The sequence below is a fragment of the Lentzea kentuckyensis genome, assembly GCF_002150765.1.
In the GTDB taxonomy this organism is placed as follows: Bacteria; Actinomycetota; Actinomycetes; order Mycobacteriales; family Pseudonocardiaceae; genus Lentzea; species Lentzea kentuckyensis.
Map to the genome: position 1 here is coordinate 1 of NZ_MUYM01000049.1, position 12,915 is coordinate 12,915.

Here is a 12,915-nt window from a genome sequence, read left to right on the forward strand (position 1 = left end):
CGAACAGGTTGGTAGTAGGAAAGTGCCTGTTGATGTTGAGTTGGTGGTACTTGCAGACGCTTTTACGGGGGTGCGGCTGGTGGTGTCAGGCGGACTGCTCGGCGGCGGCCTTCTCGGCACGCCACCACGCGACCAGGTCGCGCAGTCCGCCGTCCATCTCGATCTCGGGCTTCCACCCGAGCTCGGTGGCCGCGAGGCTGATGTCGGCGAGCCGGCGCGTCACGCCGTTCACCTTGCGCTCGGGGCCGTGCTCCAGCGGCAGGTCGGAGTCCATCGCGGCAAGCAACGCGAGGGCGAGCTCCTTGAGCGACGTCTCCTTGGAGGACGCGATGTTGTACACCGTGTCCGTGACCGGCGCCTGAGCGGCGAGGATGTTCGCACGCGCGATGTCGTGCACGTGCACGAAGTCCATCGTCTGGGCGCCGTCGCCGAAGATGAGCGGCGACTTGCCGTCGACGATGCGCTCCATCCAGCGGATGAGCACCTCGGTGTACAGACCGTGGACGTCCATCCGCGGGCCGTACACGTTGAAGTAGCGCAGCGCCACGTAGTCGAGGTCGTACATGGCCTTGAAGCTGCGCAGCATGCCCTCGTTGAACGCCTTCGCGGCGCCGTAGAAGGTGTCGTTGTTGTACGGGTGGTGCCGTTCGTTGGTGGGGAACGACTCCGCCAGGCCGTAGATCGACGCCGACGACGACGCGATGACCTTCTTCACCCCGGCGGCCGCGGCGGCCTCCAGGATCGTGAAGGTGCCGTCCACCAGGCACTCCAGCGCCAGCCGCGGTTCCTCGGCGCACTGCGTGATGCGAATCGCGGCGAGGTGGAAGACCAGGTCCTTGCCCTCGGTCAGCTCCCGTACGAGCGCCTTGTCGTTGATGTCGCCTTCGACGATCTTCACGACACCGGACTCGAGCGCCCCGGCCAGGTTCTCCCGGCGGCCGCGCACGAAGTTGTCCAGCACGACGACCTCGGCCGCGCCGGCCTCGACGAGCTGGTCCACCACCGAGGAGCCGATCGTGCCCGCGCCGCCAGTGACGAGCGCGCGCTGGCCGGTGATCGGCTGACCCAATTCCTTCTGGCCGGACATCAGGAAACCTTGCCTTCAACTTGTTGAACGGGAACGAAAACCCCACCGGTGCGCAACGACTCCGAGGCCGCCTCCAGCACCGCCAGCACGCGCAGACCCGCGCGGCCGTCGGTCAGGGGCGGGCGCTTCTCGGTGATGGCCGACGCGAACTCGGCCATCATCGTGCGCAGCGCCTCGCGCTCCAGCAACGCCGGCGCGACCATGTCGCCCGTGCGGTAGGAGATCGTGCGCTGTTCCTTGGAATGGTCGACGCCACGGTCGTAAATGGACAGCCGCTGGGACGGGTTGTTGTCGTCCCACACCACCGTGCGCTGCGAACCGCCGATGACCATCGTGCGGATCTTGGTCGGCGACAGCCAGTTCACGTGCACGTGCGTGATCGCCCCGTTTGACAGCCGCACCGTGAGGTGGCCGACGCACGCGACGCCCGCGCCGATCGGGTCCGAGCCGTGGGCCGCGACCTCCACCGGGCGCACGTCGTCGGGCAGGATCGCCTCGAAGATCGACAGGTCGTGCGGGGCGAGGTCCCACAGCACGTCCACGTCCGGCTGCACCAGACCGAGGTTGATCCGCACCGAGTCGATGTACTGGATGTCGCCGAGCTCGCCACCGCGGATGATCTTGCGCAGGTGCTGCACGGACGAGGTGTACGCGAACGTGTGATCCAGCATCAGGGTGAGGCCGCGCTGTTCGGCGGTCTCGACGAGCTTGAGGCCGTCCTCGAAGTTGGCCGCGAGCGGCTTCTCGACGAGAACGTGCTTGCCGGCCTCCAGCGCCGCCAGGGCGACGGGCAGGTGGGTGGCGGCAGGGGTGGCGATCGCGACGGCGTGCACCTCGGGGTCGGCGAGGACCTCGTCCAGCGATGCGGTCGCGCGGACGGTCGAGTACTCGCCGAGCACGCGCTGGGCGCGGCTCACGTCGAGGTCACACAGGTATTTCAGTCTGAGTTCGGGCGTGGCCTGGGCGTTGCGAACCAGGTTCGGCCCCCAGTAGCCCGCGCCGATGACGGCAATGCCAATCACAGGAGTCTTCTCCATCAGTAGGCCCCCTGGCCGCCGAAGACGGCCCGGAAGGTCTTCCACATGATCACGAGGTCGAGGGCGAGCGACCAGTCCTCGACATAGCGCAGGTCGAGGCGGATCGACTCCTCCCACGAGAGATCGCTCCGGCCGCTCACCTGCCACAAACCGGTCAGGCCGGGCTTCACCAGCAGGCGGCGCCGCACGTCCGAGGAGTACTTCGCGGTCTCCTCCGGCAGCGGCGGGCGCGGGCCGACGAGCGACATGCTGCCCGCGAGGACGTTGAACAGCTGGGGCAGCTCGTCGATCGAGTACCGGCGCAGGAACGTGCCGACCTTGGTGATGCGCGGGTCCTTCTTCATCTTGAACAGCAGACCGTGGCCCTCGTTGGCGTTGGCCAGCCTGGCGCGCAACGCGTCGGCGTTGGTCACCATCGTGCGGAACTTGATGATCGTGAACGGCACGCCGCTCTTGCCGACCCGCTTCTGGCGGTAGAAGACGGGACCGCGGCTGTCGATCATCACGAAGGCCGCGACGGCGAACATCAGTGGAGCGAGAAGCAGCAGGAGGACGAACGCGCCGACACGGTCGACGACCTCCTTGACCAGGCGGCGGAACCCGCTCAGGGCCGGTTCGCTCACCCGCAGCAGCGGCATGCCGAGCACGGCGCTCATGTGCAGACGGGGGCCGGCGACCTCCATGAGGCCGGGCGACACGACCATCTCGGCACCGGAGCCCTCCAACGCCCACGCGAGCTGCTGGAGACGGCGAGGTGTCCAGTAGGCGTCGGGCGTGACGGCGACGATGCGGTAGCCACCGCGGCGGACGTGCTCGGCCAGCTCACGGAGCTGGCCGACGACGGGCACGCCGTCGACCTCGGTACCGGAGCGGCCGCGGCCGTCGATCGTGCAGATCGCGTCCACGCGCCAGCCCAGGTGGGCGACGCGGCGCGTGCGGCTGATGAGGTCCTCGACGGTGTCCAGGTTGCCGGCGGCGAGGACGGACAGGAGGAAACGACCTTCACTGCGGCCGCGGTGCAGCGGGCGGCGCAGGAGATAACGCATGGGGAACGCGACCAGGGCGATCGCGGGGACTACGACGAAGACCCACAGGCGTGCGCCGGGGATGTCGACGGCGAGCGCTCCGAGGCCGAGCGCCACGACGGCACCGAACAAACCCCGGCCGAGTCTTCGGAACTCCTCGGCCCCCTGACCGAGAACCGTCGTCGTCCACACGCGGTTGATCGCGAGCGAGCCGACGACGACAACTACTGTGAGTATGTCCAACAAGGCAAGGGAAAGCGGGCCAAAAGCGGCGTGGCGGATGCTCATGACAGCACCGGTGGCGATGACGACCAGGGCAACGGTCAGCACATCGGCGGTGATCACGGCATAGCGGTAGCGGCTTTCCCAGCGGGCAACAGGTGGGTGCGTCTGTCTGTGTTCCGACAGCGGATTGAGCGTGCGGCGCAGCCCGTCGACGTCACGGGCAGCGCGGACCTGCTCACTCATCGTTCTGATCTCCCCGGCTCAGCGGCGATTCCGGACGTGCACATACGCAGGTCACCCCGAGGACCCTGAAATCTTCGATCTCCGGCAAGGCCACATTCGGGCTCGGCCGCCGAAGCTCGCAACCGGTGATTCGCCCAGTCCGGCATCCGCGTTACAGGCTCAGGAAAAAAGTCTCCCCGAAGCCCGAATACCGGACGTGATCCAGGTCTCACCGTCTCGAAACCGTGGCGACGCAAGACGATTCCACGTGTCCACAAGGGACATTAAGGTTACGTATGGCGCGGCGGAATCGTTCAGAAGAGGTCTTCGGACCCTAGACCGATCGACTGCGATTGTGCATGCACTTACCGCTGAATGGAGTAATGCGTTACGGCCGAACGGAAATGCGAACCTCGTCACCATTGACAACCACAACGTCCCCCGCGCGCAACTGTGCGCCGCGCCGCACCTCGACGGCGCCGTTGACGTGGACTTCCCCGTCCTCGATGAGCTCCTTCGCGTGCCCGCCGTCCTCCGCGAGCTGAGCCAGCTTGAGGAACTGTCCTAGCCTGATCGGCTCTTCGGAGATCTCCACCGTCCGCATGAGCCACATCATCCCAGTAGGGCGCGCCTCACCGCTCGCTCGGGGGCACACACCAGCGCGTACGGGTGAAGTCGTTGACACCCTTACAAGCATGAAAACTTCGAGGGGATACATCGTCTGGTTGGCGGTATCCGGAATAGTTTGCGTCGCGATAACGATCTTCGCGGCGAGCGCGTACGTCACTTTGGACATGGCGCAGGCGCGGCCGGCGTTGCGTGGTTCGGTCCATTACGGCCTGCTGGTCGCCCACATCTTCACCGGAACGGTCGCGGTCCTGGCGGGTGTCTCGCAGTTCTGGCCGGGGCTGCGCAGGAGACATCCGAGGGTTCACCGGGTGATGGGGCGCGTGTACTTCGCCGGCGTGCTGCCGTCGTCGTTGCTCGGCGTCGTCTGCGCCCAGCTGTCGCTCTACGGGCTCGCCACGTCAGGGCCACTGACGGTGCTGTCCGTGCTGTGGTTCGTCAGCGCGGTGTTCGGGCTGAAAACCGCACGGCGGCGCCAGTTCGGCGAACACCGCATCTGGATGATCCGCGGTTTCGCTCTCACCGGCGCCGCCGTGACGGGTCGCCTATGGGGCTTGCTGCTCGGCTCACTCGTACCCGACGGGGACGGGTTGCTGGTCTTCGCCACCGCGAACTGGCTGTCGTTCGTGGTGAACCTGCTGGTGGCCGAGTGGTGGATCCAGTCGCGGGGTTACACCCGGACCTTGCCCTCCGCAGCGTTGAGTCCCAGCATCTCGAGCAGATCAGCGCAGTCCAGCGCGTTCGTGGCGTGACAGGCCACGGTGCGTGCCGCCTTGCTGTTCTGAATCGTGCTGTGCTCCTTCTCCAGAGCCTTGGCCTCGGCAAACGTGCCGGTTTCGGGCTCGGCGATCGCGGGACGCGCCCAAGTCATGTCGTGCCTGCTTCCGCATCGGGGGATGCCGCCATCATGACAACTGGGTGCCCGAAACGCCAGATCTAGTGCTTTCTGTAATCGGCCACCCACAGAGAGTGCGGCGGCCGCCGCAATGCAGAAAGCGTTTTCCGGAGCGGAACCTTGATCGATTTTCGCCGGAATTTCGGCTTCACCGGCCGTATCGCAGCACTGACTCCACTTCGGTCACAAATGCAACCAGCCTTTCTCCGTCCACATCGTCCGGCGTGGGACCGTCCACCGCGAGCCGTTGCAGCGCAACGGAAGTAGTGGCACTTTCCCGCGCCAGGCGGCGGAATCCGAACGTGGCCTCGTAAAGCGACACCGCGGTGGCCAGCGCGGCCAAAGTCGTTGCGGCGAAACCCCACATGGCCCGGCGCGGCCCGTCCGCCATGCCCACCGCCGCCGCGGCGGCCGCGGCGATGAAGAGCGCGGCGGCGATCGCGACCGTCCACGTGCGCGCGGCGGAGTACCGCTTGCGACCGCGTTCGAAGTGGTCGAGCCGGTCCTGGAACCGGTGGCGCAGATAGGCTTCCACGAACTGGCCCTCGCGCTGCCGCACCGTCACCGGCGCGGGTGCGGGTGCGGTCGGCTGTTCCGCGACCTCGTTCACGACAGCTTCTTTCCCGGTTTCTTTCCCGGTGTCCTTGTCGGTCGACGTGCTCATGTCCGCACCACCTCGTGCTTGCGGTCGCTCACCGCGGCTTCCAGATCCGCCACCCGGTCCAGCCGCGCGTTCTCCGAGGCCGGAGCCGGTGCGGCGAGGTGGGCGAAGTACAGCGCCCGCAGCCGTTCCGCACGGGAGCGGGCGGTGAGGTACTTGTCGAGCGACTCGCGCTTGCGGGCCACGATCGTGATGGCCGCGGCGAACGCGCCACCGGCCACGACCAGCACACCCGGCCACGGCGTGTCCTTGAGCCACGTCTGCAGCGCGGCGAACACCGTGGTCGTCAGCCCGCCTGCGATCGCCAGCACCGCGGTGAGCCGGTAGCGGTTCTGCTCGACCTCGGCCTGCGCGTCGAGTTCCTGGAACGCCGGCGCGACGACCTGGTTGGCGTCGTGGATGGCGTCGGCGAGCGCCGGGTACGCGACGACGAAGCCGGGGTCGACGAGCGGCCGGGCTTCCGGCGCGCGGTACCGGACCTTGGGCCAGATCCGTGGCGGCTTGACGGGCTTCTCCTTGCCCAGCAAGCGTTCCAGCGCGGTGACGGCTTTGCCGGGGCCCTCGTCGACGTGCACGATGAAGATCTTGCCGCTGCGCACCAGCACCGCGAGGTCGCCGGTGAGGTCACCGGTCGAGATGCGGTCCGCGAGACCACCCGTGCCGGCGAGCACCAGCAACGGGTGGTCGCCGCTGAGGTGGTCGACGACCTCCTTCTCGCTCCCGCCTCCGACGACGAGTGCGATCACCGGCTTCTTGTGCCGGACTGCGTCGATCGTGCGGAACAGCACCGGTGTCGCGTCCGTCCACTCCGAACCGGGGACGATGACGGCGACGCTGTGGTTGGGTTCCAGCGCGATCTGACCGTTGGTGGAGGTTTCGGTGAGGTCGTGCACCTTGCTGCTGGGCGCGACACCGATGACGACGGGCCAACGCTGCTCGCACGCCTGCAAGGCCATGCCCAGCAAGTGGACAACGCCTCTGTCAGTGCCTTCGGTGACGAACACCGCGCCGTTGCGGGCCGCGGTCACCACGACGGATCTGAGCACCGGCAACAACTTCGCGGCGAGATCCGTCTCGATGTCTTCCGTGGAGCCGAAGACCGAGATCACCGTGCGGCCTCGGGGCAAGCCGAGGGCCTTCGGTTTGATGTCGGCGTCCGGCTGGGACAGCCGTTTGACTGTCGGGCCGCCTGCTGTGGGCATGCCGCGCACCATAACGCCGTGATCGACCGGCGACTAGAGCCGGTTAGACCCGATCCTCGTCGTCCACGGGGACTTCGCGCTGCTGGTCGAGGGCATCCGCCGGGTCCGCCTCAATCGGCACGACGGGTGTCTCGACAGACGCCTGCGGCACGACGTCCAGCTGCTGCTCTGCCACGTCCGCGTCGGGTGCTTCAGGGTTCATGCGTCGCGGTTTCCCTGCTCGGCCCTCCCCCACACCTGCCTGGTCAGCTCGTCGAGGTCAGCGAGGCCGTCGAGCGTCGTTTCGGCTCCGGCTTCCTGTAGGTCGTGTTCGGTGAACCTGCCTGTGGCGACGGCCACCACCCGCACGCCCGCCTTGGTCGCGGCGTAGACGTCGTGCGGGGTGTCGCCGATCAGAATCACCTGGTCATGCGTGAAGGACTGGATGTGCTGTGCGCGCTTCCTCGCGAACTGGACGAGCTCGGCCCGGTCCGCGTGGTCGTCGCCGAACGCGCTCACGTCCCAGTCCACGAGATGCGCCAGCCCGAACTCCTCCAGCTTGATCAACGCGACGCTCCTGAGGTTCGCCGTCAGCACGCCCTGGTGCACGCGCGGGTCGTCCGCGAAGTGCTGCAACGCCTGAAGAGCACCGGGCAGCAGGTCGCTGTGATCGGGGAAGTCGGCGCGACGACTCTCGAAGGAGCTCGCGAGCGCGTCAGCGAGCAGCTTGGACGTCTCCTCGGTGTGCTCGATGTCGTGCTGGTGGAGGAGCTCCGCGATGACGTCCAGCTCGGTGCGTCCGCCGAGGTCGACGGACCCCTTCAGCTCCCTGCCGAACGCGGTCCGGAACGCCTCGCGGTACATCAGCTTGCCGAAGCCGCGACCGGCGATCAGCGTGCCGTCGATGTCCCACAGCACCAGCAGTTCGGGCCCGGTCATCGGACCACCACCCCTCAACCCGTAAAATCCCTGCTCTTGGCCTTCTTCCCTCGTGAGCGAGGCAAGTCCTACGGCTCGCGCCGCAGGGTTTTCTGCTTCGTCGCCGACCGCCCGCCCGGAGTGTTCCGTTGAGGTCTGACACCGGCTCCACAGACTGTCACCGCCAGCCCGGCGGCCAGAATGTTGCGTGCCGCGTTCACGTCCCGGTCATGGGTCGTGCCACAGGTGCAGGTCCACGCGCGCATGGGCAGCGGCATGGCCGCCGCGAGAGCGCCGCAGGCCGAGCACAGCTTGGACGACGGGAACCAACGATCGATCGCGATCACGTCCCTGCCATACCACCGCGCTTTGTACTCCAGCATCTGCCGGAACTGCCGCCAGCCCGCATCCCCGATCGCACGGGCCAAGCGCCGGTTGCCGACCATGTTCGACACAGCCAAATCCTCGATCACGAGCGTTTGGTTTTCACGCACGAGCCGAGTAGTGATCTTGTGCAGGTAGTCCGTGCGCCGGTCGGCGATCCGCGAGTGCACACGGGCGACCTCGGCACGGGCCTTGTCCCGGTTGCTGCTGCCCTTCTGTTTGCGGCTCAGGGCCCGCTGCGCCTTGACCAGGCATTCCCGGTCACGGCGTTCATGTCGGGGATTGTCGATCTTCTCCCCGGTCGACAGGACCAGCAGGTGTTCGAGGCCGACGTCGATGCCGACCACTGCATCCGCTGTGGGCAACGGCGTCACACCCGGGTCCTCGCACAGCAGCGACACGAACCAGCGACCGGCCGCGTCCCGCGACACGGTGACCGTCGACGGTACCGCCCCCGCAGGCAGCGGCCGCGACCAGCGGATGTCCAGCGGCTCGGCCATCTTCGCCAGCGTCAACATCCCGTTACGCCACCGGAACGCGGATTGCGTGTACTCCGCCGACGCACGCGACTTCTTGCGCGACTTGAACCTGGGATGCCGCGCACGCTTGGCGAAGAAGTTCGTGAACCCAGTCTGCAGATGCCGCAACGCCTGCTGCAACGGCACCGACGGCACCTCAGCCAGGAACGCAAGCTCGTCGGTGCGCTTCCACGCGGTCAGAAGCGCCGACGTGGCCCCGTAGCCAACCCGCTCGCCACGCAGCGTCCACGCCTCCGCACGCGTCTGCAACGCCAGGTTGTACACCTTGCGGACACACCCGAACGTGCGCGACAACTCCGCCGCCTGCGCATCGCTCGGATAGAAGCGGTACCGGAACGCCCGCTTCACCTGCCCATTCACAGTTCACAAATTACCAAGCCGATCCGGCGCCCTCGCATGAGCGGGTCGTGGACAGCGTGTCGCCCTGACAGCGACACCGCTGTCTCAGTCCTGCTCCGCAAAGGCCTGACAGTGCCCCGTCCTGATGGACGGATCTCCTCGGAGGACCTCAGATGACCTCGATCGACCCCGCAGAGCTGGAAGTCTGCCTGCGCGTGCTTGCCCAGGTCGAGGACCTGCCCGCCGAGCACGACGACGCGGTGCGCGTCCGCCGGGCCACCGCGAAGATCTTCAAGGCCGCGAAGAAGTTCCGCAAGTCCGAGCGCAAGGCCGCCATCACGGCCAACGACCGGGCCGTCACCGCGCTGACCGCCACCGGGTCGCCGGACCGCATCGACGACGAGACGCAGGGCCTCCCCCTGGTCTCGAACGCCGCGGGGGCGTCCGCCGGCACGCTGCTGCGTGCGCGGTCCTGCTACACGTGCCGCAAGCGGTTCGTCGAGGTGGACGCCTTCTACCACAACCTGTGTCCCTCGTGCGCCGCGTTCAACCACAGCAAGCGCGACGCCCGCACGGACCTGACCGGCCGCAACGCCCTGCTGACCGGCGGGCGCGCGAAGATCGGCATGTACATCGCGCTGCGGCTGCTGCGTGACGGCGCGCACACCACGATCACCACGCGGTTCCCCAAGGACGCCGCGCGCAGGTTCGCCTCGATGCCCGACTCCGCCGAGTGGATCGACCGGCTCAAGATCGTGGGCATCGACCTGCGCGACCCGGCCCAGGTGCTCGCGCTGGCGGACGAGGTGGCCGCGCACGGCCCGTTGGACGTGCTGATCAACAACGCCGCCCAGACCGTCCGCCGCTCCGCCGGTGCCTACGCGCCGCTGGCCTCCGCCGAGCACGAGGCGCTGACCGGCGACGCGCGCCGGCCGGAGCTGATCTCGTTCGGCGGCCACGGCCAGCTGGCGTTGCCCGGCACCGCGGTCCCCGAGGCGCACTCGGTGACGACGCTGGCGCTGATGGCGGGGTCCAAGGACATCGACGCGGGCGGCCTGGTGCCGGACACCGCCGCGGTGAACTCGTGGATCCAGAACGTCGACGAGGTCGACCCGGTGGAGCTGCTGGAAGTGCAGCTGTGCAACTCGACGGCGCCGTTCCTGCTGATCTCCCGGCTGCGCGCGTCGATGGCCAAGAGCGCGTTCCGGCGCAAGTACGTGGTGAACGTGTCCGCGATGGAAGGCCAGTTCTCCCGCGCCTACAAGGGTTCCGGGCACCCGCACACGAACATGGCCAAGGCCGCGCTGAACATGTTGACGCGCACGAGCGCCGAGGAGATGCTGCAGTCCGACGGCATCCTGATGACCGCCGTCGACACCGGCTGGATCACCGACGAGCGCCCGCACCCGATGAAGATGCGGCTCGCCGACGAGGGCTTCCACGCCCCGCTGGACCTGGTCGACGGCGCCGCGCGGGTGTACGACCCGATCGTGCGTGGCGAGGCCGGCGAGGACCTGTACGGCTGCTTCCTGAAGGACTACGCGCCTTCCGCTTGGTGAGGTTTTCGGTGCCGCACGCGTCCGAGGTACCCGTCGGACGCGCCCGAACGAGCCCTTTCGTCACCAGGTAGGTCTATTCGACCACGTGTTCGAGTACCCATTTGTCATGAGGACTGTGTGGCGGGGCGCACTTCGGTTCGGCATGACGACGATGACGGTGCGGCTGGTGTCCGCGTCGACCGAACATCGCAGCAGGGTGCACCTGGTGCACCGTGAGGACAGCGGCCGCGTGCGGCACCAACAGGTGTGCGGCGAGTGCTCGCTGCGCCTGACTCCGGACGACATCGGCCGTGGCTACGAGCTCGAGGACGGCCGGATCGTGCAGATCGACCCGCACTCGTTGCCCGCGCCCGAGGACGGCGTGATCGACGTGCAGCAGTTCGCGCCGGTCAGCGATCTCGACCCGATCTCGTTGCACCGCAGCTACTACGTCGAGCCGGACGACCTGGCGGTGCGCTCGTACGTGCTGCTGCGCGAGACCCTGGAGCGCACCAAGACCGCGGCGATCGTGAAGTTCGCCTTGCGCGGCAAGGAGACCTTGGCCGCCCTGCGGCCGCAGCACGGGGTGATCGTGCTGCACACGTTGCTGTGGCCGGACGAGGTGCGCGATCCGCATTTCGCATTCCTGCACCGGGACACCGAGGTGCGAACCGGCGAACTGGCGGCCGCGGCGGCTTTGGTGCGCGCGCAGACACGTCCGTTCAAGCCGCACGACTATCCGAACACCCACCACGAGGCGCTGCTGTCGTTGGTGGAGGCGAACGTCTGAGACCTGGTGGTGCGGGCGGACGACGCGCGTACCGGGGATGAACGCGGGTCGTCCGCCCGTGCCGCCAGGGGCCGCTACCATCGGCGTCCATGCTCGCCAGCCCGTCCGACCTCGTCGACCTGCTCGAATGCGAGCACCGCAGCTTCCTTGCGCGTGACGAACGGCGTGGCGACCCCGATGAGCTGCACCGCGAGGCCGCGCGGACGGCCGCGGAGATGCGCTCCGGCGCGGACCTGATCGAGAACGCCGTGTTCTTCGACGGCGTGTTCCACTGCACGGCGCAGACGCTGGTCCGCACGTCAGTCGGCTACGAGCCGTGCGAGGAGGTCCAGGAAGCCACGCCGTTGGCCGTCCTGAACCTGACCGCGGCGGCGCAGGCGCTGGGTGCCGAGCGGGCGCACCTCGTGATCAACGGCCGGCGCACGTCGTTCCGCGTCGCCGACTTCGCGCCGTTGCTGGTGCGGTTCAAGACGCGGCTCGCGAAGCCCTCACCTGCACCGAAGCGGTCCTGGGGCGATGTCCGGGCCGCGTGCAACGGGTGCCGGTTCGCCCGGCACTGCGCGTCCGGGCGTGAGGAGGCGCGGGACCTGTCGCTCGTCGCCGGGTTGCGCGCGGACCAGCGGCGGAAGCTGGTTTCAGCCGGCATTGACACGATCGACGCGCTTGCCGGAACCGAGGAACGGCCGGCCACGCTCTCGCCCGCCAGCTTCACGGCGTTGGCGGCGCAGGCCAGGTTGCAGGTGCAGCAGGAACGCACGGGCGTGATGAGTTACGAGGTCGTGGCGCCGGAAGCGCTGCAGAACCTGCCCGAGCCGCAAGAGGACGACGTGTTCCTGGAGGTGGACGGCGACACGTTCCGCACGCCCGGCTGGGAGGGCACGTTCGCGGAGTTCGTCGAGCGCACGCCGACGGGCACTGTGTACCACTTCACGCCGCACGATCTGGCCGGGCGGGCGGCGCGCACGGCGACGCTGGAGTCCGAAGTGGACGAATTGGTGCGCCGGTGCGTCGACCTGGGTGCGTTGACCCGGCGGGTGATCCGGGTGTCCACTCGGGAGTACACGCTGCAGGCGCTGAACCCGTTGCTGGGCGACGAGATCCCCACGAGGGGTGTCCGCGATCTGCTGGAGAAGATCAAGCGCGAGCACGGCGTCGAGACCGCGGTGCGCGAGGAGCGGGACGAGGCCGCGCTGGAGAAGGCGGCGGAGCGGGCGCGGCGGATGGCCGCGTTGACCGAGCCGCTGCTCGCCGAGGGGCACTCGTTGTTCGCGGCGACGGTCGGTTACCACCGGCGGGAGGCAAGTCCCGCGTGGGGTGACTTCTTCCGGCAGGCCAGCGCGCCGATCTCGGACCTGGAGACGGACTCCAACTGCGCGGTGCCGATCACGCTGCGGGCCGAGGACTGGGTGCCGCCGAGCGGGCGGGTCCGCACGCACAAACGGCAGGT

The 12,915-nt window shown here is 68.1% G+C and carries 12 protein-coding genes and 1 pseudogene; 4 read left to right on the forward strand and 9 right to left on the reverse strand.

Features of this window, described 5'->3' with window-relative positions; all coding sequences use genetic code 11:
• Positions 1–85: 85 nt before the first annotated feature.
• The 4 genes from B0F77_RS22855 to B0F77_RS22870 form a co-directional block, all read right to left on the reverse strand.
• Positions 86–1,087, reverse strand: coding sequence for an NAD-dependent epimerase/dehydratase family protein (locus B0F77_RS22855; RefSeq protein ID WP_086665006.1), 1,002 nt, complete (start codon positions 1,085–1,087; stop codon positions 86–88).
• The gene (locus B0F77_RS22860) at positions 1,087–2,109 is read right to left on the reverse strand and encodes a Gfo/Idh/MocA family protein (RefSeq protein WP_245848564.1); all 1,023 of its coding nucleotides are present in this window, start codon (positions 2,107–2,109) and stop codon (positions 1,087–1,089) included. The genes B0F77_RS22855 and B0F77_RS22860 overlap by 1 nt, the downstream gene beginning before the upstream one ends.
• A 14-nt stretch (positions 2,110–2,123) precedes the next feature.
• Positions 2,124–3,617, reverse strand: coding sequence for a sugar transferase (locus tag B0F77_RS22865; protein ID WP_086665008.1), 1,494 nt, complete (start codon positions 3,615–3,617; stop codon positions 2,124–2,126).
• Positions 3,618–3,984: 367 nt separating this feature from the next.
• Positions 3,985–4,200 (reverse strand): RNA-binding S4 domain-containing protein, encoded by a 216-nt coding sequence (locus tag B0F77_RS22870; RefSeq protein WP_086665009.1) that lies wholly within the window; start codon positions 4,198–4,200, stop codon positions 3,985–3,987.
• A 91-nt stretch (positions 4,201–4,291) separates the two neighbouring features.
• Here B0F77_RS22870 and B0F77_RS22875 point away from each other — a divergent pair, with 91 nt between their 5' ends.
• A complete protein-coding gene (locus B0F77_RS22875; RefSeq protein ID WP_158102794.1) occupies positions 4,292–4,975 on the forward strand; it encodes a DUF2306 domain-containing protein in 684 nt (227 codons plus the stop codon).
• A gap of 291 nt (positions 4,976–5,266) precedes the next feature.
• Here the strand turns inward: B0F77_RS22875 and B0F77_RS22885 are convergent, their stop codons facing one another.
• From B0F77_RS22885 to B0F77_RS22900, 5 genes are all read right to left on the reverse strand, one after another.
• On the reverse strand, positions 5,267–5,782 hold the full coding sequence (locus B0F77_RS22885; RefSeq protein ID WP_086665012.1) for an SLATT domain-containing protein: 516 nt from the start codon (positions 5,780–5,782) through the stop codon (positions 5,267–5,269).
• Positions 5,779–6,981, reverse strand: a complete 1,203-nt coding sequence (locus tag B0F77_RS22890) for a DUF4231 domain-containing protein (protein WP_086665017.1) — start codon at positions 6,979–6,981, stop codon at positions 5,779–5,781. Before B0F77_RS22890 ends, B0F77_RS22885 begins: the two co-directional genes overlap by 4 nt.
• Before the next feature lie 43 nt (positions 6,982–7,024).
• Complete coding sequence (locus B0F77_RS48725) at positions 7,025–7,183, reverse strand: hypothetical protein (protein WP_169730972.1); 159 nt, start codon at positions 7,181–7,183, stop codon at positions 7,025–7,027.
• Positions 7,180–7,899 (reverse strand): haloacid dehalogenase-like hydrolase, encoded by a 720-nt coding sequence (locus tag B0F77_RS22895; protein WP_086665013.1) that lies wholly within the window; start codon positions 7,897–7,899, stop codon positions 7,180–7,182. The genes B0F77_RS48725 and B0F77_RS22895 overlap by 4 nt, the downstream gene beginning before the upstream one ends.
• Before the next feature lie 68 nt (positions 7,900–7,967).
• Entirely contained in the window at positions 7,968–9,149 is a 1,182-nt protein-coding gene (locus B0F77_RS22900) for an RNA-guided endonuclease InsQ/TnpB family protein (RefSeq protein WP_211293941.1), read from the reverse strand.
• Between the two features lie 164 nt (positions 9,150–9,313).
• On the opposite strand from B0F77_RS22900, the gene B0F77_RS22905 reads away from it, so the two are divergent.
• The 3 genes and pseudogenes from B0F77_RS22905 to B0F77_RS22915 all read left to right on the forward strand — a co-directional run.
• Entirely contained in the window at positions 9,314–10,699 is a 1,386-nt protein-coding gene (locus tag B0F77_RS22905; protein WP_086665015.1) for an SDR family oxidoreductase, read from the forward strand.
• 106 nt (positions 10,700–10,805) lie between these two features.
• Positions 10,806–11,468 carry a non-homologous end joining protein Ku gene (ku, locus tag B0F77_RS22910; RefSeq protein WP_086665016.1) on the forward strand — a complete coding sequence of 221 codons (663 nt, stop codon included), beginning with the start codon at positions 10,806–10,808 and terminating at the stop codon, positions 11,466–11,468.
• A gap of 89 nt (positions 11,469–11,557) precedes the next feature.
• Positions 11,558–12,915, forward strand: a pseudogene (locus B0F77_RS22915) (hypothetical protein); the annotation flags it as partial.

Coding starts and splice junctions, on each gene's coding strand:
- B0F77_RS22905 (WP_086665015.1), top strand. CDS start 9,314: ATGACCTCGATCGACCCCGCAGAGCTGGAAGTCTGCCTGCGCGTGCTT.
- B0F77_RS22885 (WP_086665012.1), bottom strand. CDS start 5,782: ATGAGCACGTCGACCGACAAGGACACCGGGAAAGAAACCGGGAAAGAA.
- B0F77_RS48725 (WP_169730972.1), bottom strand. CDS start 7,183: ATGAACCCTGAAGCACCCGACGCGGACGTGGCAGAGCAGCAGCTGGAC.
- B0F77_RS22855 (WP_086665006.1), bottom strand. CDS start 1,087: ATGTCCGGCCAGAAGGAATTGGGTCAGCCGATCACCGGCCAGCGCGCG.
- B0F77_RS22875 (WP_158102794.1), top strand. CDS start 4,292: ATGAAAACTTCGAGGGGATACATCGTCTGGTTGGCGGTATCCGGAATA.
- B0F77_RS22865 (WP_086665008.1), bottom strand. CDS start 3,617: ATGAGTGAGCAGGTCCGCGCTGCCCGTGACGTCGACGGGCTGCGCCGC.
- B0F77_RS22870 (WP_086665009.1), bottom strand. CDS start 4,200: ATGCGGACGGTGGAGATCTCCGAAGAGCCGATCAGGCTAGGACAGTTC.
- B0F77_RS22895 (WP_086665013.1), bottom strand. CDS start 7,899: ATGACCGGGCCCGAACTGCTGGTGCTGTGGGACATCGACGGCACGCTG.
- ku (WP_086665016.1), top strand. CDS start 10,806: ATGAGGACTGTGTGGCGGGGCGCACTTCGGTTCGGCATGACGACGATG.
- B0F77_RS22890 (WP_086665017.1), bottom strand. CDS start 6,981: ATGCCCACAGCAGGCGGCCCGACAGTCAAACGGCTGTCCCAGCCGGAC.